This is a genomic window from Azoarcus olearius (assembly GCF_001682385.1).
GTDB classification, from domain to species: domain Bacteria; phylum Pseudomonadota; class Gammaproteobacteria; order Burkholderiales; family Rhodocyclaceae; genus Azoarcus; species Azoarcus olearius.
Genome location: NZ_CP016210.1, coordinates 4,351,649 through 4,371,532, shown reverse-complemented (window position 1 = coordinate 4,371,532; position 19,884 = coordinate 4,351,649). Strand labels below are relative to the sequence as shown.

Annotated in this window: 18 protein-coding genes; 3 read left to right on the top strand and 15 right to left on the bottom strand. The window is 70.0% G+C overall.

Annotation, left to right across the window (positions count from 1 at the left end):
* Positions 1-20: 20 nt before the first annotated feature.
* Genes dqs_RS19980 through dqs_RS19960 form a run of 5 tightly spaced genes read right to left on the bottom strand, consistent with a single transcriptional unit; the run spans position 21 to position 4,604 of the window.
* Positions 21-1,325 carry a cation:proton antiporter gene (locus dqs_RS19980; RefSeq protein WP_011767637.1) on the bottom strand — a complete coding sequence of 435 codons (1,305 nt, stop codon included), beginning with the start codon at positions 1,323-1,325 and terminating at the stop codon, positions 21-23.
* A complete protein-coding gene (gene fabG / locus dqs_RS19975) occupies positions 1,325-2,050 on the bottom strand; it encodes a 3-oxoacyl-ACP reductase FabG (RefSeq protein WP_065341541.1) in 726 nt (241 codons plus the stop codon). Before fabG ends, dqs_RS19980 begins: the two co-directional genes overlap by 1 nt.
* Before the next feature lie 10 nt (positions 2,051-2,060).
* Complete coding sequence (locus tag dqs_RS19970) at positions 2,061-2,570, bottom strand: hotdog family protein (RefSeq protein WP_084018722.1); 510 nt, start codon at positions 2,568-2,570, stop codon at positions 2,061-2,063.
* The gene (locus tag dqs_RS19965; RefSeq protein WP_065341540.1) at positions 2,567-3,394 is read right to left on the bottom strand and encodes a beta-ketoacyl synthase chain length factor; all 828 of its coding nucleotides are present in this window, start codon (positions 3,392-3,394) and stop codon (positions 2,567-2,569) included. The genes dqs_RS19970 and dqs_RS19965 overlap by 4 nt, the downstream gene beginning before the upstream one ends.
* A gap of 4 nt (positions 3,395-3,398) precedes the next feature.
* Positions 3,399-4,604 carry a beta-ketoacyl-[acyl-carrier-protein] synthase family protein gene (locus dqs_RS19960; protein WP_065341539.1) on the bottom strand — a complete coding sequence of 402 codons (1,206 nt, stop codon included), beginning with the start codon at positions 4,602-4,604 and terminating at the stop codon, positions 3,399-3,401.
* A gap of 181 nt (positions 4,605-4,785) precedes the next feature.
* Here dqs_RS19960 and dqs_RS19955 point away from each other — a divergent pair, with 181 nt between their 5' ends.
* From dqs_RS19955 to dqs_RS19945, 3 genes are read left to right on the top strand one after another with little or no spacing between them, the layout of a single operon-like run.
* Positions 4,786-5,655 carry a FecR domain-containing protein gene (locus tag dqs_RS19955; RefSeq protein WP_065341538.1) on the top strand — a complete coding sequence of 290 codons (870 nt, stop codon included), beginning with the start codon at positions 4,786-4,788 and terminating at the stop codon, positions 5,653-5,655.
* Between the two features lie 52 nt (positions 5,656-5,707).
* On the top strand, positions 5,708-6,580 hold the full coding sequence (locus dqs_RS19950; protein WP_011767631.1) for a c-type heme family protein: 873 nt from the start codon (positions 5,708-5,710) through the stop codon (positions 6,578-6,580).
* Positions 6,581-6,590: 10 nt separating this feature from the next.
* Positions 6,591-8,021: a serine/threonine-protein kinase gene (locus dqs_RS19945; RefSeq protein ID WP_065341537.1), complete on the top strand. Its 1,431-nt coding sequence runs from the start codon at positions 6,591-6,593 to the stop codon at positions 8,019-8,021.
* Here dqs_RS19945 and dqs_RS19940 read toward each other — a convergent pair whose 3' ends face one another.
* From dqs_RS19940 to dqs_RS19895, 10 genes are all read right to left on the bottom strand, one after another.
* Complete coding sequence (locus dqs_RS19940) at positions 8,022-9,371, bottom strand: tetratricopeptide repeat protein (protein WP_065341536.1); 1,350 nt, start codon at positions 9,369-9,371, stop codon at positions 8,022-8,024.
* A gap of 18 nt (positions 9,372-9,389) precedes the next feature.
* Positions 9,390-10,526 (bottom strand): PI-PLC domain-containing protein, encoded by a 1,137-nt coding sequence (locus tag dqs_RS19935; protein ID WP_065341535.1) that lies wholly within the window; start codon positions 10,524-10,526, stop codon positions 9,390-9,392.
* 37 nt (positions 10,527-10,563) lie between these two features.
* Positions 10,564-11,721 (bottom strand): lipase family protein, encoded by a 1,158-nt coding sequence (locus tag dqs_RS19930; RefSeq protein WP_065341534.1) that lies wholly within the window; start codon positions 11,719-11,721, stop codon positions 10,564-10,566.
* 11 nt (positions 11,722-11,732) lie between these two features.
* Positions 11,733-12,122 carry a DUF6795 domain-containing protein gene (locus tag dqs_RS19925; protein WP_011767626.1) on the bottom strand — a complete coding sequence of 130 codons (390 nt, stop codon included), beginning with the start codon at positions 12,120-12,122 and terminating at the stop codon, positions 11,733-11,735.
* Between the two features lie 100 nt (positions 12,123-12,222).
* Positions 12,223-14,943, bottom strand: a complete 2,721-nt coding sequence (gene tssH / locus dqs_RS19920; protein ID WP_011767625.1) for a type VI secretion system ATPase TssH — start codon at positions 14,941-14,943, stop codon at positions 12,223-12,225.
* Positions 14,944-14,991: 48 nt separating this feature from the next.
* On the bottom strand, positions 14,992-16,035 hold the full coding sequence (gene tssG, locus dqs_RS19915) for a type VI secretion system baseplate subunit TssG (protein ID WP_065341533.1): 1,044 nt from the start codon (positions 16,033-16,035) through the stop codon (positions 14,992-14,994).
* Positions 16,011-17,882: a type VI secretion system baseplate subunit TssF gene (gene tssF, locus dqs_RS19910; protein ID WP_065341532.1), complete on the bottom strand. Its 1,872-nt coding sequence runs from the start codon at positions 17,880-17,882 to the stop codon at positions 16,011-16,013. Before tssF ends, tssG begins: the two co-directional genes overlap by 25 nt.
* A gap of 98 nt (positions 17,883-17,980) precedes the next feature.
* On the bottom strand, positions 17,981-18,490 hold the full coding sequence (gene tssE / locus dqs_RS19905) for a type VI secretion system baseplate subunit TssE (RefSeq protein ID WP_011767622.1): 510 nt from the start codon (positions 18,488-18,490) through the stop codon (positions 17,981-17,983).
* Positions 18,483-19,304, bottom strand: coding sequence for a type VI secretion system accessory protein TagJ (locus dqs_RS19900; protein ID WP_065341531.1), 822 nt, complete (start codon positions 19,302-19,304; stop codon positions 18,483-18,485). Before dqs_RS19900 ends, tssE begins: the two co-directional genes overlap by 8 nt.
* Before the next feature lie 15 nt (positions 19,305-19,319).
* Positions 19,320-19,826 (bottom strand): Hcp family type VI secretion system effector, encoded by a 507-nt coding sequence (locus dqs_RS19895; RefSeq protein WP_011767620.1) that lies wholly within the window; start codon positions 19,824-19,826, stop codon positions 19,320-19,322.
* Between the last annotated feature and the right edge of the window lie 58 nt (positions 19,827-19,884).

The following is a 19,884-nucleotide window of genomic DNA, read 5'->3' as shown; positions in this document are numbered from 1 at the left end:
CTGCAGCCGCTGGTCGAGCCTCACTCCCGCACCACGCTCGGCAGCGGATGACCGATGCGCGGCAGCCAGCGGCGCAGGCAGGGCGTGGTCACCACGGTGCTGAAGATCGCCATGATCACCAGCATCGTGAACATCTCGCGCGAGATCACGCCGAGGTCGTAGCCGACGTTGATCACCACCAGCTCCATCAGCGCGCGGGTGTTCATCATGATGCCGAGGATGCCGGATTCGTGATGGCCGAGGCCGCAACGGCGCGCGGCGAGATAGGAGCCGCAGAACTTGCCCGCGGTGGCGAGCGCCACCACCAGCGCGCACCAGCCCCAGTCGGCGGCACTGTCCAGGCTGCCGACATCGGTGCGCAGCCCGGTGTAGGTGAAGAAGATGGGCAGGAAGAACACCGTGACGAAGTGGCCGACGCGGGTGTTCCAGGCTTCGCGCAGGCCGTGCTCGTCATGCAGGATCACGCCCATCATGAAGCCGCCGAAGATGGCGAAGATGCCGAGCTGGTAGGTGGTCATGCCGGCGGCGAAGATCAGCGCCAGCACCGCGCCCAGCAGGTTGGGCGACAAGCGCCCGCGGTTGGGCTGGGCGAGCGCCACCATGCGCTTGGCGAGCGGACGCACGACGAACCAGCTGACCGCGAAGAACACCCCCACCAGCGCCACTTTGGTGGCGAATGCGGCAGGCTCGAAGTGCGACACCGCCAGCGTCGACACGAGCGCGAGCAGCAGCCAGCCGACCACGTCGTTGATCGCCGCGGCGCTGATCGCGATCACGCCGAGCGCGGTCCGCGTGAGCTGGAACTCCATCATGATGCGGCCGAGGATGGGCAGCGCGGTGATCGAGAACGCGGTGGCCACGAACAGCCCGCTCGCCAGCGGTTCGACGCTGGCCGGCATCAGCCCGGTGGCGAACCAGCCGAGGCCGAAGCCGAAGCCGAACGGCAGCACCAGCCCGGCGCTGGCCACCCACACCACGGTGCGGCGGTGCTTGCGATCGGTGAGGTGGCCGAAATCGAACTCCAGGCCGATCTGGAACATCAGCAGCAGCAGGCCGATCTGCGACAGGATCTGCATCGGCTCCGGCGGTGCGCTGCGGAACACCTGGCCGAACAGGTCCGGCGCCACCCAGCCGAACAGCGAGGGCCCGAGCAGGATGCCGGTGATGATCTCGCCGACCGCGGACGACTGCCCGAGGCGCGTCGCCAGCTCGCCGCCGGCGCGCGCCGCGAGGATGATGATCGCGAGCTGCAGCAGCGTGAAGAACAGCAGCGCTTCGGTCTTGTGCACGCTCACCGCGTGCAGTGCGTTGGCCGCCGTGCTCATCAGATCATCCCGCCGTTGATCGAGATGATCTGCCCGGTGATGTAGCCCGCCTGTTCCGAGGCGAGGAAGCCGACCAGGTCGGCCACCTCCTGCGGCCGCCCGGCGCGCTTCATCGGCACCAGCTGGGCGATCGCCGCCGCATCGAACGTGCCTTCGCTCATCGCGGTGTCGATCAGCCCGGGCGCCACCGCATTCACCGTGATGCCGCGGCTGGCCAGTTCCAGCGCCAGCGCCTTGGTGGCCGAATGCAGTGCGCCCTTGGCGGCGGCGTAGTTCACCTGGCCGCGGTTGCCGGCGATGGCGGCGACCGAACTGATGTTGATGATGCGGCCCCAGCGCGTGCGGATCATCGGCAGCGTCAGCGGTTGGGTGATGTTGAAGAAGCCGTTGAGGTTCACGTCGATGACGCGCTGCCACTGCGCCGCGCTCATGCCGGGGAAGACCGCATCGTCGTGGATGCCGGCGTTGTTCACCAGCACCTGCAGCGGCCCGGCGGCGAGGATGGATTCCAGCGCGGCGGACGTTGCAGCGGCATCGGTGAGGTCGAACGCGATCGCGCTCGCGCTGCCGCCAGCGGCGCGGAGCGCCGCGGCCACAGTTTCTGCGGTGGCGAGGTTCCGGTTGGCGTGCACCACCACGTCCAGCCCGTCGGCGGCCAGGCGTTCGCAGATCGCGCGGCCGATGCCGCCGCTGCCGCCGGTGACCAGGGCACGTTTGTTCGTCATGCGGAATCCTTCAGGAAGAAGCGTTGGCGGCCGGCGTGGTGCCGAGCACCACCGAGGCGCGACCGCCCAGCAGCAGGCGGCCGCCGGCAGTGAGCGAAAAAGCGTACAGCAGCGTGCGCGCATCGCCCGACAGGCGTTCGGCTTCGATCACCAGCTCGGTATCGAGGTCGTCCAGCCGCGCCACGTGGCATTCCACGCCGCGGGCGCTGCCGAGAAAGCCCGGCGCGGGCGGCGCGTCGGCGCCGGCCAGCAGCGCGCCATGCACCGCGATCGCCTGCGCGGCGTACTCGATGCCGGCCATGACGCCCAGCCGCCCGCCGCTGCGCAGCGGATTGGCAGAGTCGCGATGGCTGTGCGCGCTGCAGCGGATGCGGGTGTCGTCCCAGTCGTGCACCTGTTCGAGCAGGCACATGTCCCCTTGATGCGGGATGCGCGCGGCAATCCAGTCGCGCCCGCGCGCGGTGCCCGGCCGCGTGTCGTGCCCGACGCCCGCGGCGGGCGGCTGCGCGGCGCCGCTCATGCCTGCAGGTCGAGCGCGAGGCTCAATCCGTCGAGGTATTCCAGCCGGCAGCGGCCCGGTTCGCCGCGCGCCATCCGGGCGAGCAGCGGCAGCGCGCGCGCGGCGGGCACGCCGGTGCGCAGGGCTTCCAGCGCCGGGTCGGGCAGGGTGTCGGGCGCGGCCTCGACCAGCCCGCCGAGGCTGAGCCGGGGGCCGCCGTCGCCTTCCGCGGCGGGTTCGAGCAGCAGGGCCACGCCGAACGCGTCGATCATCGGGCGTGCCGCAGCCAGCGGGACGGGGTAGGGGTGGTCGTAGGCCACCAGCAGCACCGGTGCGCCGCTGCAGGCCAGCTGCGCGAACGCTTCGAGCAGGCCGGCGGCGAAGCTGCCGTCGTAGGCGGACACGATGGTCGAGGCTGCCATCGCGCCAGCGGCGATGCCCCAGTAGCCGGAGGCCGCGTTGTTGACCGAGTTGTGGAAGCGTGTGGGCGAGATCGCGCGGTCGTCCGACGCCAGCACTTCGCAGATCGCATGACAGTTGGCGCCGTCGCCGCCGGATGAGGCGAACACGGTGGCGAGCGTGGCGGCATCGGCGCCGGCCGCCCTCACCGCCTGCAGGCCGACGCCGATCGCCAGCTTGACCACGCCGCCGACGCGGCGACGCTCGGCCGCCGGCAGCAGATCCGGGGTGGGGATGCGGGTGGGCGCGGTCACCCACGCGTGTTCGCCGGCAAGCACCGCGCGCGCGGCGGGCCAGTCGTCCAGCGCGGGGCCGGTCAGGCCGATGCCGCTGATGCGGGCGGCGGGCAGGGCGCACGGAGGGGCCGGGTGTGAAGGCTGGGTCATGGGGTCATCCGGCGCGCGAAAACACGAGGCTGCAATTGGTGCCGCCGAAACCGAAGGAATTGCTGAGCACATGGCGCAGCGCGGCCGGGCGGGGGCGGCGCTGGTAGTCGATCGCGATCGCGGGGTCGAGGGTCCCGGTGCCCGGGCTGCCCGGGATGAGGCCGTCGGCGAGCGCGATCGCGCTGAACACGGCTTCGAGCCCGCCGGCGGCGCCGAGCGTGTGGCCGGTGGCGCCCTTGGTGGAGCTGGCCGGCGTGGCGGCGCCGAACAGCGCCTGCACCGCCTGCCCTTCGGCCGCGTCGTTGCTCGGGGTGGCGGTGCCGTGCAGGTTGATGTAGTCGATGTCGGCGGCCGTGAGTCCTGCCGTCGCCAGGGCCTGTTCCATCGCCAGGCGCGCGCCCAGCCCCTGCGGATGCGGCGACGACATATGGTGCGCATCGCTGGATTCGCCGCTGCCGCTGAGCAGCACCGCGCCGCTGGCGGGCTGCGCCGGCGCGCGTTCCAGCAGCGCGAACGCCGCCGCCTCGCCCACGGAAATGCCGTTGCGGGCCGCGTCATACGGGCGGCAGGGCGCGGACGACACCAGTTCGAGCGAGTTGAAGCCGTACAGCGTGGTGAGGCACAGCGAATCGACGCCGCCGACCACCGCCGCGTCGATCACGCCGGCGGCGATCAGGCGCGCAGCGCTGGCGAACACCTTGGCACTCGACGAGCAGGCGGTGGAGGTGACCCATGCGGGGCCGGTGGCGCCGATCACGTGGCGCACGAACTCCGCGACCGAGAAGATGTTATGGCTGCCGCGATAGTGGAAGGCGGGCGGCAGCGCGCCGGTGTGCGGGTCGCGCGCGCGGTAGGCGAGTTCGGTTTCGAGGATGCCCGAGGTGCTGGTGCCCAGCAGTACGGCCACTCGCGCTGCGCCATAGCGTTTCACGGCCGCCAGCGCGGCGTCGACGAAGCCGTCCTGCAGCAGCCCGAGCAGCGCCAGGCGGTTATTACGACAGTCGTAGTCGATGAGGGCCGGTGAGAGCACCACCTCTTCGAGCCGCGGCACGCGCCCGATCCAGGTGGGCAGGGTCACGGTCTCGAAGTCGCAGGGCGCGAGCCCGCTGCGGCCTTCCGCCAGCGCCTGCCGCGTTGCCGCGAGCCCGGTGCCGATACAGCTGGTGGCGGTGTAACAGGACAGGAGAAGGGGCTGCTGAAGCGGCTTCAAACGCGGTATCCGGTGAGATTTCGGCCGATTCTAACAAACTTGGCACGCCCGGCCGGCTATGCGGTTTGACATGTTTACGGCGGCCACCCTAGTATCCCGCGGGTTTGACAGGGTCTCTGCGTCCATGCGGCCGCCGCCGGCTGCGCGGGCGTTTCCAGCTGTCCTTCCTGTTCCGGTCGTCATGCTCCTCCACCGCCTGCGCCATCACGCCTGTCTCCTGCTGCTTGCGCTGTTCCCCGTTGCCGCGCTCGCGCAGGCCGGGGTCCGGCTGACCTATCTAGAGGGGCAGGCGCAGGTGATCCGCGACGTCCGCCTGCTGGCGGCCGCGCCCGGCCTCGCGCTGGCGGAAGCCGACATCGTCGAGACCGCGCCCGGCGCCTATGCGCTGCTCGAATTTCCCGACGGCCTGCGCCTCGCGCTCGGCGGCGACAGCCGCCTGCTGCTGCGCACGCTGACGCCGCGCGGCAAGGACGCGCGCGAGTTCGCGTTGCTGCAGGGCTGGGCCAAGGCCCAGTCGGGCGCCTCGTCCGCCGCGGCGGAGACCCGCCTGCTGCTGCCGACGCTGACGCTGCAGTGGCGCGAGGCGAGCTTCATCATCAATGCGGCCGCCGCGCCGGCGCTGTTCGTCGAGGGCGGCAGCCTGCGGCTGGCGAACGAAGGCCGCGGACGCGGCGCGGCCCCCCTCGAACTGCGCGGCGGGCGCTTCGTCGCGCAGGCGGCCGACCGCACCCTGAGCGAGGCCGAGCGGCCCGCGCCCGCCTTCGTCGCCGCGCTGCCGCGGCCCTTCCGCGATCCGCTGCCGGCGCTGCTGGCGCGCTTCGGCGACCGCCAAGTCGAGGCGCGCGTGCTCGGCGAAGTCGATTACGCCGCCGTCGCGTCGTGGCTGAAAGCGCCGCCGCCGTGGCGAACGGGCTTCGTGTCGCGTTTCACGCCGCGCACGCGCGACGCGGCCTTCCGCCAGCACCTTGCGGATAACCTGAAGGCGCACCCCGAATGGGAGCGCGTGCTGTATCCCGAACGCTTCCAGCCGCGGCCGCCGCCGCCACGCTGAGCGGCGGACCGCCCCCGACAACGAAAACCAACGACAACCGCGAGTCCCTCCCATGAAACTGATCGTCAAGTTCAACCTGGCGCTGAGCGTGGTCATCCTGATCGGCCTCGCGGCCGCGGGCTACGTGTCGCACGAACTCCTGCAGCGCAACGCGCGCGAGGAGATCCTGCAGAACGCCCGGATCATGATGCAGGGCTCGCTGGCGGCGCGCGGCTACACCATCAGCCAGATCAACCCGCTGCTGCAGAACCAGCTCAACTACGAATTCCTGCCGCAGTCGGTCGCCGCCTACGCCGCCACCGAGTACTTCAACGAGCTGCGCAAGCAGTACCCGGACTACACCTACAAGGAAGCGACGCTGAACCCCACCAACCCGCGCGACCGCGCGGCCGACTGGGAAGCTGACATCGTCAACGCCTTCCGCAACAACACCGGGCAGGCCGAGGTGGTCGGCGAACGCGACACCCCGTCCGGCCGCACGTTGTTCCTTGCCCGCCCGATCCAGATCAAGGACCCCGCCTGCCTGCGCTGCCACAGCGTGCCCGATGCCGCGCCGGCGTCGATGATCGCGCGCTACGGCACCGCCAACGGCTTCGGCTGGCAGCACAACGAGATCGTCGGCGCGCAGGTGGTGTCGGTGCCGATGGACCTGCCGATCAAGCGCGCCGACGCCACCTTCCGGGTCTTCATGACCCTGCTGGTGGCGCTGGTGGCCTTCATCTTCGTGCTGCTCAACGTGCTGCTGCTCACGCTGGTGGTGCGGCCGGTCAAGCGCCTCGCGCGCATCGCCGACCGCGTCAGCCTGGGCGAGATGGAAGTCGAGGAGTTCCCGGTCAAGGGCCGCGACGAAATCTCCACGCTGGCCGAATCCTTCGGCCGCATGCGCAAGAGCCTGGTGCATGCGCTGAAGATGCTGGAGTCCTGAGGTTCCGTCGATGAACGTCCCGCGCCGCCTCGGCAAATACGAAATCCTCGGCGTCCTCGGCAAGGGCGGCATGGGCACGGTCTACAAGGCCCACGACCCGGTGATCGACCGCACGGTGGCGCTGAAGACCATCCGCCGCGAACTGCTCGACGGCGGCAGCGGCGAAAGCATGGTCGAGCGCTTCCGCAATGAGGCGCGCGCCGCGGGCCGGCTCAACCATCCCGGCATCGTCGCGATCTACGACTTCGGCGAGGACGCCGATGTCGCCTACATCGCGATGGAGTACGTCGACGGCTGCGGGCTGGGCCAGTTCATGAAGCAGGACGCGCGGATGCCGGTCGGCGACGTCGTCAGCATCATGGTGCAGCTGCTGGAGGCGCTGGAATACGTGCATCTGCGCGGCGTCATCCACCGCGACATCAAGGCCGCCAACCTGCTGATCACTGCGGCGGGCAAGCTCAAGATCACCGATTTCGGCATCGCCCGCATCGACACCGCCAACCTCACCCAGGTGGGCGCCATCGTCGGCACCCCTACCGCGATGGCGCCGGAGCAGTTTCTCGGCCTCGGCATCGACCACCGCGCCGACCTGTTCGCCGCCGGGGTGGTGTTCTACGAACTGCTCACCGGCCGCCGTCCCTTCAGCGGCCCGATCGAGGCGATGGCCTACCAGGTGTGCAACGTCGTGCAGGCCCCGCCTTCGGCGCAGGTGGCCGGGCTGGCGCCGGCATTCGATGCGATTGCCGCAAAGGCGCTGGCCAAGCGCGCGGACGACCGCTACGCCGACGCCGCGTGCTTCCGTCTTGCGCTCAGCGAGGCCTACGAGCAGGCCTTCCGTGCGCCCCCCCGCGCGGCGGTGTCGGAAGAGACCGTGGTGATGACGGCCGAGGCGGTTCGCGCCAGCCTGGCCGCGCTGCAGGCGAAAGCCGACACGCCCACGTCCACCGCGCTGCCGGCGACCGGCGCGACGGCCACGCCGACGCAGTGGCAGGAAGACACGCTGAAGACGGTGGAGCGCCAGCTCGCGGCCTACATCGGCCCGCTCGCGCGGGTCATCGTGCGCAAGGCGGCGACCGACGCCGCCGACCTGGGAGAGCTGTACACGCGGCTTGCCGACAAGCTCGACACCGACGAGGCGCGCAAGGGCTTTCGCGCCGGGCTTACCCGGCTCGGGCTGCAGGCGGTGCCGGCGCCCGCAGCGCCGGCGACGACGGCCACGCCTGCGCCCACTGCGACCGTGCCGCGGGAGATCGGCGCCGCCGACCTCGAACGCGCCGGCAAGGCGCTGGCGCGGGCGCTGGGGCCGATCGCCAGCGTGCTGGTGAAGAAGGCGGCGCGCGATGCGACCGACCTGGCCGCGCTGCATGCCGCGCTCGCGGCACAGATCGACGATCCCGCGGCGCGCGCGCGCTTTCTGGCCGAGCTGGGCCCGGCGCGCTGATCAGGCCGCGGCGCCGCGCCGGGCGGCGCACAGCAGGCCGCGCACCGGCTTGCCGCCTTCGGTGCGCAGGTCCGTCTCGACGCAGGAGATGTCGCCAAAGCCGGCGCGGGCGAGTTCGCCGGTGACATAGCCGGCGGAGTGGGTGTAGCGCCCGTGGGGGGCGAGCCGGTAGCCGTGCTCGCCGCCCTCGGGGGCGGAAAGCTCCACCGTGAACACCAGCGTGCCGTGGCCGCGCAGGGCGCGGGCGGCGGCGCCGAACACCGCGTCGAGCGCGCCGAAGTAGCACAGCGTGTCGGCCGACACGATCAGGTCCTGGCTGTCCGCCTCGGCGCCCTGCAGGAAGGCGGTGAGTTCGGCCTTTACGAGCGCGTCGTACACCTTGCGCGCGGCGGCCTTGTCGAGCATGGGCTGCGACAGGTCGACGCCGACCAGACGGCGTGCGTGGGGCGCCAGCAGCGGCCCGCACAGGCCGGTGCCGCAGCCGGCGTCGAGGATGTCGAACTGGCGCCGGCCCTCGCCGCAGCGGCGCGCGACCTCGCCCGCCACCAGCTGCGGGGCGCGGTAGGTCAGCGCCGCGAGCTTGGCGTCGAAGCTCTCCGCGAAGCCGTCGAACACGCTTTCCACGTAAACGTCGGACGCGCGCGTCGGCACGTCCTGCCCGGTGCACGCCGCGAGGTGGTGGCGCGCGGTGGCGTTGTCGGGCTCGGCCGCCAGCCAGTTGCGGTAGAACTCGGCCGCCTCTTCGTAGCGCCCCAGCATGTAGTAGGCGTAGCCCAGCATCTTGCGCACCGCCGGGTTGGCCGGCATCAGCGTGACGCTTTCGCAGTAGTGGCGCACCGCCTCCTCGATCCGGCCGAGTCCGGCGAGCAGGTTGCCGAGGTTGTTGTGGGCGTCGATGTTCTTCGGGTCGCGCGCGAGCACGTCGCGGTAGGCGGCTTCCGCTTCTTCCAGGCGCCCTTGCGAGCGGCGCAGCACGCCGAGGTTGTTGCGCACCAGCGGTTCGTCGGGGGCGAGCCGCAGGCATTCCTCGTAGGCGTCGCCGGCGTCGTCGAAATAGCCGAGGTCGAGCAGGATGTTGCCGAGGTTGTTCCACACCCCCGGCGCGTCCGGCCGCAGCGCCAGGCTGCGCCGCATCAGCGTGATCGACTCCTCCACCTCGCCGCGCTGGTGGCGGGCGATGGCGAGGAAGTTGAGCGCGTCGGGATGTTCGGGCACGACGTCGAGCACGCGCCGGTAGATCGTTTCGGCGGCGTCCAGTTCGCCGATGCGGTGCAGCCGGGTGGCGAAGGCGAGGGCGTCGTCCAGCGTCATCTCGCTGGGGAGCTGGTCGGGTGCGGAATCGGTGGTCATGGTTCGGGGGGCGTCGGGTCAGCCGCGGTGGGCGCGCCGCAGCGTTGCCAGGTTGGCGCGCAACTGCGTGATCTCGTCATCGAGCGCGCGCGCGGCGTCGGTGAGTGCGGTGGCGGCGACGTGGTTGAGGCCGTAGATCGTGCGGCACTTCTGCGCGTCGGCGAAATCGACCATCACCACGTTCGGCATGAAGGCCTTCAGCACGTTGCCGAACGCGTGTTGGGTGGGATCAACGTGCCGGGCGAGCCGCGTCTCGATCGACTCCGCGAGGCCTTCGCGCCACAGCTGGTTGAGGCGGGAGACGTTCTTGACGCTCCATTGCTTCTCGTTGCGCTGGCGGATGCTTTCGAGCAGGCCGGTGCTGGTCCAGTACATCATGCCGATCACGTCGGGGTGGCCTTCCGCGCCGGCGCGCATGATCGCCGCCTGGGTCTTGCGGTTCTCCTTGATCTTGTCGCCGAACAGGTTGCCGAGCTTGGTGCCGCCCTTGCCGTAGTACTGCATGCCGTGGAAGGTGGGCGTATACGATTTGTCGCCGTCCTTGCCTTTCAGGCTGCGGATTTCGAGGATGCCGCTGCCCACCGGGTAGCGCGACGACACCGCGCGGATCCCTTCGCCGGTGAACAGCACCACCACCTTGCCGGCAAGCTGGCGCAGGCTGGTGGTGTTGAGATTGCCGGTGCCCTTGTACAGCGTGTTGCCGAGCAGCGTGACACAGGCTTCGGCAATCAGCGGCCAGTTGCGGCACTTGTCGAACTTGAGCAGCAGGAACTCGGACGATTCGGCGGTCACGAAGGCCGCCGCGTCCTGCAGGATCTTGTCCAGCCCCATGCCGAAGGTGCCGAGGCTCATCTTGCCGGCATCCACGCTGCGGGTGGCGCCGAGGTCGCGCACGAGGCCGGGCGCCTTCCCCTTGGTGACGCTGCCGTGATACGCGCGCAGCGCCACCTCGCGCCCGTTGCCGTGCGCGTCGCCGTGGTCCTGGGCGGCGATGCGCAGGTCGAACAGCCGCACCCCCGCCTTCGCCTGGCCGAGGATGTCGAGGTCCTGGGTCTTGGCGTTGCGCTTGCCCCCGGTGATCGCCGCGTCGTGGCTGCCGGCGAACACGATCTCGTTGAGCTGCTTGTCGGCACCCAGGTCGATGTAGCGGATCATCTACGCTCTCCTCGCTTGCAGGCTGGCGCCCGGGTACTCAGTTGAGATAGGCCAGCGCGCGCCGGGCCATCGTGCTCACCGAGGTGTACAGCAGGTCCAGCACCCAGCGCAGGAAGGCCGCGGTCACGTTGGTCACGGTCTGCGCCGCCCGCCCGAGGAAGCGGAAGATGGCGCTCAACAGGCCGCGCACGTGGCGTGCAAGCTCCACCGACAGGGTGGCGCCCTTGGCGAGCAGCCAGGCCAGCTGGTCGAGCACCGTGGCGCCGATCGTCAGCGTGACGCCGAGCGCACCCACCAGCAGGTCGCGCACCCGGGCCAGTACCCAGCGCAACGCCTTGCCGATCATCGTCAGCGCGCTGGCCGAGCCCATCAGGATCGTGCCCTTGCCTTCGGCCGCCTGCTCCAGCCAAGATTTGACGTTCTGGTCTTCGTTGGGCTTGCTGGCCTCGAGCAGCGTCTCCCAGGTGTGGTCCTTCACGCCCGCGATATAGCTGCGCTTCATGTTGTGGGCGCCGATGTTGATCAGGCCCGGGCTCTGGATCACGCAGCCGGGGCCGTCGAACGGCATGTGGCAGAACGGGAACAGCGGAATCATCGGCACCGGGTCGGAACTTGCCGAGACCCGGTGGATGTTGTCCGCGCCCAGCCGCTTGCTCATCGAGCGCGAATAGAACACGTCGCCCGAGCGCGGCGCGCCGAAGGTGTAGAGGCTGACCTCGCCCACCTTCTGCGCGCTCAGCGCATCGGCGTTGAGCATCGCCAGCGCGCCGCCCAGGCTGTGGCCGACGCAGTGGATGCGCGACGGATTGCGCCCGCGCAGGAAGTCGAAGATATCGCGCTGGAAGCTCTTCCAGACTTCGTGGAAACCGGCGTGGACAAGGTGGCCGCCGGGCCCGAGCTGCATGCCGATGTTGAGGTTGCTCAACCAGTCGAGCGATTGCGCGGTGCCGCGGGTCGCGATCAGCACCTCGCCGGCATACTGGCCTTCGCCCGCCGCGATGTAGCCGAAGCCGCTGATCTTCTTGAACGGGCCGCCGCCGCTCTTGCCCAGGAAGCGGCCGTTGTCGGCCACCGCGAACATGCCTTCGCACCCCAGCGGGGCCTGGATTTCGCGCAGTTCGGCCACCGCCGATTCACGCAGCAGGTAGACGCCGGACGCGATTGCCGCCGCCTGGGAGGGATTCAGGGTCGCCATCGGGCCGCTCCTCAGGACAGTTCGCAGATGCCGAAGACTTCACCGCGGCGTTGCGGTTCGGCCTCCAGGCGGCAGGTGAGCACGATCGGACGGCCGTCGAGTTCGCCGTTCTCGTCGTAATCGCGCTTGAACAGCACCCAGGCCTTGTAGCTCTTGCCGGCGTGGTTGATCGTGATGCTCTGCTTGACCAGCGGCTCATGCGGCAGCAGCGAGCCGAACAGCGACTTGCGCGTGATGTCCGGCAGCGCGAACGCACCGTTGGCGTCGGTGGTCGTGCTGTCGCGCCCGGTTTCGCTCTTCCAGGCCCATTCGAACTCGCGCTCGATCGTGGCGCCGGCGACCGGCTTGCCTTCGTGCAACACGGTGCCGCGCACCGCGGAAAACAACACCATCTTTCCCATTGCGTATCCCTCAGAACAGGCGCTCACGCACAGCGTGACGAAGAGCGCCAACAGTGCCCGGTGCCAGTGCCGGCCGGCCGCCACGGGCCGGCGGCGTTGATCAATCGAAGTTGTAGGTGAAGTCGGCATTCGCGACTCCCATCGCCACGCGCACGATCGGCTTGCCTTCCATCGTCCGGTTCAGGAACTCGCGGCTGATGTCGGGCAGCATGGTGTTGGTCAGGATGGCGTCGATCATGCGGCCGCCGGATTCGCTCTCGGTGCAGCGGCTGACCACCAGCTCGACCACGTCGTCGCCATACTCGAACGGGATCTTGTAGCGCGCTTCCACGCGCTTCTTGATGCGCCCGAGCTGCAGCCGGACGATGGCGCCCAGCATGGCGTCGGTCAGCGGGTAGTAGGGAATGGTGACGAGGCGGCCGAGCAGCGCCGGCGGGAAGATCTTCAGCAGCGGGTCGCGCAGCGCCTTGGCGAGGCCTTCCGGGTCGGGCAGCAGGTCGGGGTCCTTGCACATGCTGGCGATGAGGTCGGTGCCGGCATTGGTGGTGAGCAGGATCAGGGTGTTCTTGAAGTCGATGAAGCGGCCTTCGCCGTCTTCCATGAAGCCCTTGTCGAAGACCTGGAAGAACATCTCGTGCACATCGGGGTGGGCCTTCTCGACCTCGTCGAGCAGCACCACGCTGTAGGGCTTGCGCCGCACCGCCTCGGTCAGCACGCCGCCTTCGCCGTAGCCGACGTAGCCCGGAGGCGCGCCCTTGAGCGTGGACACGGTGTGCGCTTCCTGGAATTCGCTCATGTTGATCGTGACGACGTTCTGCTCGCCGCCGTACAGCGCTTCGGCCAGTGCCAGCGCGGTTTCGGTCTTGCCGACGCCCGAGGTGCCGGCGAGCATGAACACGCCGATCGGCTTGTTGGGGTTGTCGAGCCCGGCGCGCGAAGTCTGGATGCGCTTGGCGATCATCTCCATCGCGTGGTCCTGGCCGATGACGCGCTGGCCGAGCAGCTGCGGCAGGCGCAGCACGTTCTCGATTTCGTTGCGCGCCATGCGGCCGACCGGGATGCCGGTCCAGTCGGCGACCACCGAGGCCACCGCCTGGTAGTCCACCGTCGGCAGGATCAGCGGGTCTTCGCCCTGCAGCGTGGCGAGTTCGGCCTGGACTTCGCGCAGGCGCGCGAACAGCGCCTCGCGCTCGGGTTCGGGCGCGCTCTCGGCGGCGGCCTCCGGCGCGGCCGCTTCGGCCGCGGCTTCCAGCGCGCTGCCGGTGCCTTCCACCGGGCGGCTGCCGCTGCGCAGCTTGGCGCGCAGCGCGAGGAGTTCGTCGACCAGCGTCTTCTCGGCCGCCCAGCGTGCCTCGAGTTCGGCCAGCCGCTGCTGTTCTTCGGCCAGCAAGGCCTCGGCATGGGCCCGGCGCTCGCCGACCTCGATGCCGATGTTGCTCTCGCGGCCGATGATTTCCAGCTCGGTGTTCAGCGCGTCGATGCGCTTGCGGCTGTCGTCCACCTCGGCCGGCGTGGCGTGCAGGCTCACCGCGACGCGGGCGCAGGCGGTGTCGAGTAGCGAGACGGACTTGTCCGGCAACTGGCGCGCCGGGATGTAGCGGTGCGACAGCTTGACCGCGGCCTCCAGCGCCTCGTCGAGGATCTGCACCTGGTGGTGCTTCTCCATGGTGCTGGCAACGCCCCGCATCATCAGCACCGCCTTCTTCTCGTCGGGCTCGTCGACCTGCACGTTCTGGAAGCGCCGGGTCAGCGCCGGGTCCTTCTCGATGTACTTCTTGTACTCGGCCCAGGTGGTGGCGCCGACGGTGCGCAGCGTGCCGCGCGCGAGCGCCGGCTTGAGCAGGTTGGCCGCATCGCCGGTGCCGGCCGCGCCGCCGGCGCCGACCAGGGTGTGGGTCTCATCGACGAACAGGATGATGGGCTTGGGGCTGGCCTGGACTTCGTCGATGACCGAGCGCAGGCGCTGCTCGAATTCGCCCTTCATGCTGGCGCCGGCCTGCAGCAGGCCGACGTCCAGCGCCAGCAGCGACACGTCCTTGAGCGCCGGCGGCACGTCGCCGCGCGCGATGCGCTGGGCGAAGCCTTCGACCACCGCGGTCTTGCCGACGCCGGCCTCGCCGACCAGGATGGGGTTGTTCTGGCGGCGACGCATCAGGATGTCGACCACCTGGCGGATTTCTTCGTCGCGGCCGACGATCGGGTCCATCTTGCCGGAGCGGGCCTGCTCGGTGAGGTCGACGGTGAATTTCTTCAGCGCCTCCTGCTTGCCCATCTGCGCGGGCGCAATCGCGCCGCTGTCCTCGCCCGGCGCGCCGCCCGAGCCGTCGCGCGCGGTGAGGTTTTCTTCCGCCGAGCCGGCGACGATCTTGGTGAATTCGTCGGTCAGCACATCGGGGCGCACGCGCTCGAACTGGCGCGAGATCGCCATCAGCGCGTTGCGCAGCGAGGGCGTCTTGAGCATGCCGACCAGCAGGTAGCCGGAGCGGATCTGGCGGTCGCCGAACATCAGCGAGGCATACACCCAGCCGCGTTCGACGAGCGTGTCGAGGTTTTCGGAGAGGCCCGAGATCGAGGTCGAGCCGCGCGGCAGGCGGTCGAGCGCGGTGGTCATGTCGGCGGCCAGGCGCGCCGCGTCCACGTCGAAGTGGCGCACGATGCGGTGCAGGTCGGTGTCCTCGTTCTGCAGCAGCTGCTGCAGCCAGTGTTCCAGCTCCACATAGGGATTGCCGCGCAGCTTGCAGAAGACGGTGGCGCCTTCCATCGCCTTGTAGGCGAGGCTGTTGAGTTTGCCGAACGAGGCTACCCGACTGATTTCGCTCATGCGTGTCTCTCTCTTCGTATGCGGCGCCGGCGGCGGCCGCGGATGGTGTCAGTCGTGCGGGGAATCGCCCGCACGGGGAGGGGGTGTTCGTGCAACCAGGCGCTCGGCGTCGAGCACCAGTTCGTCGGCGTCGCGGTTGCCGCGCCGGGCGCCGAGCCAACTCGTCCAGCCCAGCCGCGCGCCGTGGGCAAGCCGCAGCGGCGGCACCTGGTCGCGCTGCAGCTGCAGCCGCGCATCCCACGACAGCTCGCCGCCGGTGTAGAAGCGTACCCAGTCCGCCAGCCGCGGCAGCGCGCTGCCACCGGGCAGGAAGGCTTCGTACTGGACCAGCGTCAGTGGGCCGATCTGCAGGCGGAACTTGCTCTGGCGGTCCCACACCCGGCGTCCGAGCACGGTGTCGCTGCCCAGCCGGGCGCGACCCAGGCGCGAATGGTCGCGTTCGCGCAGCGTCATCCAGTGGCCGACGTACTGTTCCACCGCCACCGGCAGCTCGAAATAGCCCGTGAGCACCGCCTGCAGCCCCTCGCCGTTGCGCACCTGGCGCGCGAGCAGGCCGGCCTGGAAGCGGCGGGCGTTGTCCGGCACGCTGTCGCGCTGCTGCAGGGCGGGCTGGCCGATGCCGATCAGCGAGCCGATGTAGGTGGAGAAGCGGTCCTGGCGCGGGCGGTCGAGGCTGACCGTGGGCTGGGCCTGCGCCCAGGCGCGGTAGAACAGCGCAAGGAAGCGGTGGTGGATGAGGTCGAGAAAGCGCGCGAAGGTCTCGTCGCCGTGGTGCAGCTCGCGGTGGTGGGCGTATTCGGTGAGATGCAGCGGCAGCGGGCCGTTGGGGCCGAGCAGGCCGAAGAAGCGCACCTCCAGCCGTGGCGGCGCTCCCTCGACGGTCTTGAACGCGGACAGCGTGGCCGGCGCGAACGACAGCGAGGGCGCCTGTCCGAGGCGCACCGGCTCATCCTGCGGGCGCAGCGCGCTGCCCCAGCGCGGCCGCTCGGGAAAGGCGCATTCGATGCGGCGCATCGCCTGCAGGAAGTCGAAGGCCCAGGGCTCGCGCGCCAGGGCGTCGAACAGGCTTACAGGATCGTGCGCTTGCCGCATCGCGGCTCCCAGCGCATGACCACCCCGCGCGTGAGCGAGCGCAGCGTGGTCTGGGTGAAGCTGTTGAGCGAGGCGTGGCGGGCGAGGAAATGCTCCATGACCGAGCCGAACACGAAGGCGCCGCCGCCCTCGAACGCGGTCTCGTCCACTTCCAGCGCGATCTCCAGCCCGCGCCCGAAGCAGATCGGCCCGGGGAAGGGCAGGCGGGCGACGACGGGAAGCACGCGGACCGACTTCAGCCCTTCCACCTGGCGCCGCATGCCGACGTCGGCGCTGGTTGCGTAGAGTTCGAGCATTTCGCGCAGCGCGCCGGCGCCTTCGTGCGCGTCGGCATCCACCAGCGAGAAGTGGTTGAGCGCCAGGTGGCTGATCAGGCGCCATGCGCTGGCGCCTTCGGCCAGCATGCCGTAGGGCCGCGAGGGGCCGCGCACGCAGCGGATCGCCTCGACCGGCGCGGCGATGTCGAGCGAGAAGTCGGTCTGGCCACCACCCTGTGGCAGCAGGATGGGCAGGTCGCGGTTGGTGCACAGCGCCTGGATCGACAGCTGGCGCAGGTCGGCGCGGTAGGGCGCCTCGCGCGGGTCGACCAGCGACAGGAAGACTTCGCTGCCCACATAGCCGGTGCGCGGGCCGTTCTTCTTCTGCTTTTCCGACAGCAGCCGCGGTTCGCGCCGGCAGCTGTAGTAGGCCTGGCTGTCCCCGGTGCCGGAATGGAAGTCGGCGTAGAACGGCAGGAAGGGCTGTTCGTCGCGCGAACCGTGGAAGTGGCCGAGCACTTCGGTCAGCTCGTAGATTTCGTAGTCCATCGGCCGCGTGCGGTCGGCGACGACGTGGAACTCGTTGCCGCTGTCGTTGACGTGGATGCGGTCGGTGCGCTTCGGAAACAGGTTGATTGCCGGCGTGCAGTGGAGCAGGAAGTTGGCGTTGTCCACCACGCTTTCGAGCACCGCGTCGCCCTGGCCGAACAGCAGCACCAGTTCGATCTCGTCGTCGGCCTGGGCCAGCGCGGGGGCCAGACCGCCAACGTCGAAGAACAGGAAGCGTTCGGGGAAGGAGAAGTACTCCTGTACCAGCCGGTAGCCGCCGAAGCTGCGGTGCGCCGTGGGCAGCAGGGCCTGATCGTCGTCGTAGCCGGTGAGGCGGATCTGCTCCGGCGGGATGAAGCGCTGCCAGCCGCCCTTGCCGCCAGCGGGCTGCACCAGCGCGCCGAGCGAGGCCGCGCCGATCAGCTCGCACAGCCGGTAGGCCACTTCCTGCGCGCCGCCGAGGTGCAGGTTCAGCGTGTCGAGCGAGAGCTGGCTGAACTTGAGTCCGCCGGTGGTGCGCAGCGTCAGCCGCACCCCACCGCGTACCCGCCCCGCAAGCGGCAGGCGGGCCAGCGGAAGATCGGCGGCAAAGCTGAAGTAGCGCGCCTGCACCAGCTCCAGCGGCCACAGCCGGATCTCGTGCGCGGTGCGGAATTCGCACGCGGCGGCGTCGCCCTTGCCGAGCGGGCTGCGGAACGGCGTGCCGCGCGGTAGCGTGAAGCCGCGCGCAAGGTTGGTCTCGCCCGGCACCGGGCGGAACTGCGCCACCAGCATCGCCGGCGTGGGCGCGAGGTAGTGCGGGTGCAGCATCTCCAGCAGGCGCTGGGTGAAGCGGGGGAATTCGGCGTCGAGCTTGAGCTGCACGCGCGCGGCCAGGAAACCCGCGCCTTCGAGCAGGCGCTCGACATAGGGGTCGGCGACCTCGATGCCGTCCATGCCGAGGCGCGCGGCGATCTTGGGGAACTGGCGCGCGAACTCCGCGCCCATCTCGCGCAGGTGCTGGAGTTCGAGGTTGTAGTAGCGCAGCAGCCGGGGATCCATGTCAGTACGTGTCCGCCCGTCCCGTGGTTGCCGCGGGGGCCGGCCGGGCACCGCCGGCGCGCGTCATGCGCAGTGCGTGGAGGGGATGCTTCATGTGTTCAGTAGCCGTTGATGTCGCGCACCTCGACCAGGCCGCTTTCGAGGTCGAGCTGGGTGCGCAGCAGCAGTTCGAGCGGCACCGGCTGGGCCCAGATCTGCGCCGAGATGCGCACGCTGATCACGTTGTGCCAGTCGAGGATGTTCTCGTGCTGCTCGGTGCTGACCTCGAGCGTGCCGGGGATGATGCGCGGCTCGAAACGCAGCAGCGAGTCGCGGATTGCGCGTTCGAGGTCGGTGATGTCGAGCGAGGACGCGGTTTCCCCGGAAAAGCACGGCATGCCGTAGTTCAGCACCGAGTTCTCGACCTCCGGCCACACCCCGACGCCCTCCCGCTCCGGCGGGCGCATCGCATTGAGCAGCCAGGTGAGGTCGCGCAGCACCGCCTCGCGCAGCTGGCTGCGGCCGAGCACGCGCGCTTCCTTGGCCTCGTGGCGCTGGTCCGGCGCGTCGTCGCGCAGGCGGTCGAGCAGCGCCGGCTGCAGGCGGTCGAGCGGCAGCAGGTCAGCCATCGACGGCGGCGTCGAACTCGATGCGGCGGATGTCGAGCAGGGCGTATTCGGCGCCGTCGGTGGTCAGCAGGCGCTGACCGAGGCCGCGGTAGTCGCCGTCGTGCTCCAGCCATTCGGTACGGCGGCCGAGCTTGAGCGCGCCGTCGGCGGCGCTTTCCGAACCCGGGTAGCGGGTGGGGATCACGCCCACGGTTTCGCCGCCGTTGGTGAACACGAAGTGGGCGGGCGCCCAGACGAAGTCGCGCAGGTCGCTCGGCGCTTCGATGTCGATGCTGGCGAGCCGCGCGTAGGGAATCCAGTAGTAGCGGCCGTTGATTACCGCCTCGCACACCGGGCCGAGGCGGCCGTCGGCGTCGGCGAGCCACGCGAAGGGCGTGCCGTCGATGCGGCCGGGGCTGGAGGGTGCCAGTTCGAACGCCTGTTCGCGCAGGCGCAGCGCGGCGGCATGGTCGCCGCGGCCCGCGGTCAGCAGCGATTCGAGCAGCAGCGCGAGCCACTGTTCGGGCTCGCCGAACAACAAGGGAACGCGCTTGCCGGCGAAGACCTCGGCGCGCAGCACTTCGCAGCGCAGCGTCTCGCGGTACATCTGCGCCATCGCGAGCGTGGACGCGTCGAGTTCGGTGGCGACGTTGAGCTGGTTGAGGGCGCGCTCCCACTGGCCTAGCACGGCCAGCAACTGGAACAGGAACACACGCAGCTTGGCATCGGCGGGCTGGGACCGTACCGCGGCCTGCAGCTGGGCGAGGGCGGCGTCGGGGTCGCCGGCGCGCAGCGCGGCTTCGGCGTCGGCTAGGGTTTTGGCGGGGGCGGACATGGTCCTCTCCTCGGCTTATTGGGGCGTGACGTCGGTTTCGAAGCGCGATACGGCGTTGCCGCCGCCGCTGCCTTCCTGGCCGCGGTATTCGACGGCGATTTTCTGGAACGAGATGGAGACCTGCTCGTGCACCGGGTCATCGCCGGTGCCGGCGCCGGACAGCTGGACCGAGCGGATGCGGGCGTTTTCCATCGTGATGACGAGGAACTCGACCGCCTTCGGGCCACCGGCCTTGCGCATCGTGAGTACGGCGCGCTTGATCTGTTCGTTGGAGCGCAGCGCGACCAGCAGTGCGGTGCTGGCGCGGTCGAAACCCTTGGAGACGACCAGTTCGCTGACCGAAACCTGGCTGGCGCCGCCGCTGCGGCCGCCCGCGGTGGCGGTGGCGCTGGCATTGCCCTGCATGCCCCAGCTCCAGGACAGGATGTCGATCTCGTCCTTGTGCAGGGCGTCCTGGGCCTCGCCCTTGATGGGGCCCATGCGCGCGCCTTCGATTTTGAGGAACATGTCGCCGGAGGCCATGAGGAATTCCTGTCGCGGGGCGGTTTAACTGCCGGGGAACAAAGCGGTCGCGGGCACG

Excerpts from the sequence above, each read along its gene's own strand:
- dqs_RS19980 (WP_011767637.1), bottom strand. The coding sequence starts at position 1,325 with ATGAGCACGGCGGCCAACGCACTGCACGCGGTGAGCGTGCACAAGACC.
- fabG (WP_065341541.1), bottom strand. The coding sequence starts at position 2,050 with ATGACGAACAAACGTGCCCTGGTCACCGGCGGCAGCGGCGGCATCGGC.
- dqs_RS19970 (WP_084018722.1), bottom strand. The coding sequence starts at position 2,570 with ATGAGCGGCGCCGCGCAGCCGCCCGCCGCGGGCGTCGGGCACGACACG.
- dqs_RS19965 (WP_065341540.1), bottom strand. The coding sequence starts at position 3,394 with ATGACCCAGCCTTCACACCCGGCCCCTCCGTGCGCCCTGCCCGCCGCC.
- dqs_RS19955 (WP_065341538.1), top strand. The coding sequence starts at position 4,786 with ATGCTCCTCCACCGCCTGCGCCATCACGCCTGTCTCCTGCTGCTTGCG.
- dqs_RS19950 (WP_011767631.1), top strand. The coding sequence starts at position 5,708 with ATGAAACTGATCGTCAAGTTCAACCTGGCGCTGAGCGTGGTCATCCTG.
- dqs_RS19945 (WP_065341537.1), top strand. The coding sequence starts at position 6,591 with ATGAACGTCCCGCGCCGCCTCGGCAAATACGAAATCCTCGGCGTCCTC.
- dqs_RS19940 (WP_065341536.1), bottom strand. The coding sequence starts at position 9,371 with ATGACCACCGATTCCGCACCCGACCAGCTCCCCAGCGAGATGACGCTG.
- dqs_RS19935 (WP_065341535.1), bottom strand. The coding sequence starts at position 10,526 with ATGATCCGCTACATCGACCTGGGTGCCGACAAGCAGCTCAACGAGATC.
- dqs_RS19930 (WP_065341534.1), bottom strand. The coding sequence starts at position 11,721 with ATGGCGACCCTGAATCCCTCCCAGGCGGCGGCAATCGCGTCCGGCGTC.
- dqs_RS19925 (WP_011767626.1), bottom strand. The coding sequence starts at position 12,122 with ATGGGAAAGATGGTGTTGTTTTCCGCGGTGCGCGGCACCGTGTTGCAC.
- tssH (WP_011767625.1), bottom strand. The coding sequence starts at position 14,943 with ATGAGCGAAATCAGTCGGGTAGCCTCGTTCGGCAAACTCAACAGCCTC.
- tssG (WP_065341533.1), bottom strand. The coding sequence starts at position 16,035 with ATGCGGCAAGCGCACGATCCTGTAAGCCTGTTCGACGCCCTGGCGCGC.
- tssF (WP_065341532.1), bottom strand. The coding sequence starts at position 17,882 with ATGGATCCCCGGCTGCTGCGCTACTACAACCTCGAACTCCAGCACCTG.
- tssE (WP_011767622.1), bottom strand. The coding sequence starts at position 18,490 with ATGGCTGACCTGCTGCCGCTCGACCGCCTGCAGCCGGCGCTGCTCGAC.
- dqs_RS19900 (WP_065341531.1), bottom strand. The coding sequence starts at position 19,304 with ATGTCCGCCCCCGCCAAAACCCTAGCCGACGCCGAAGCCGCGCTGCGC.
- dqs_RS19895 (WP_011767620.1), bottom strand. The coding sequence starts at position 19,826 with ATGGCCTCCGGCGACATGTTCCTCAAAATCGAAGGCGCGCGCATGGGC.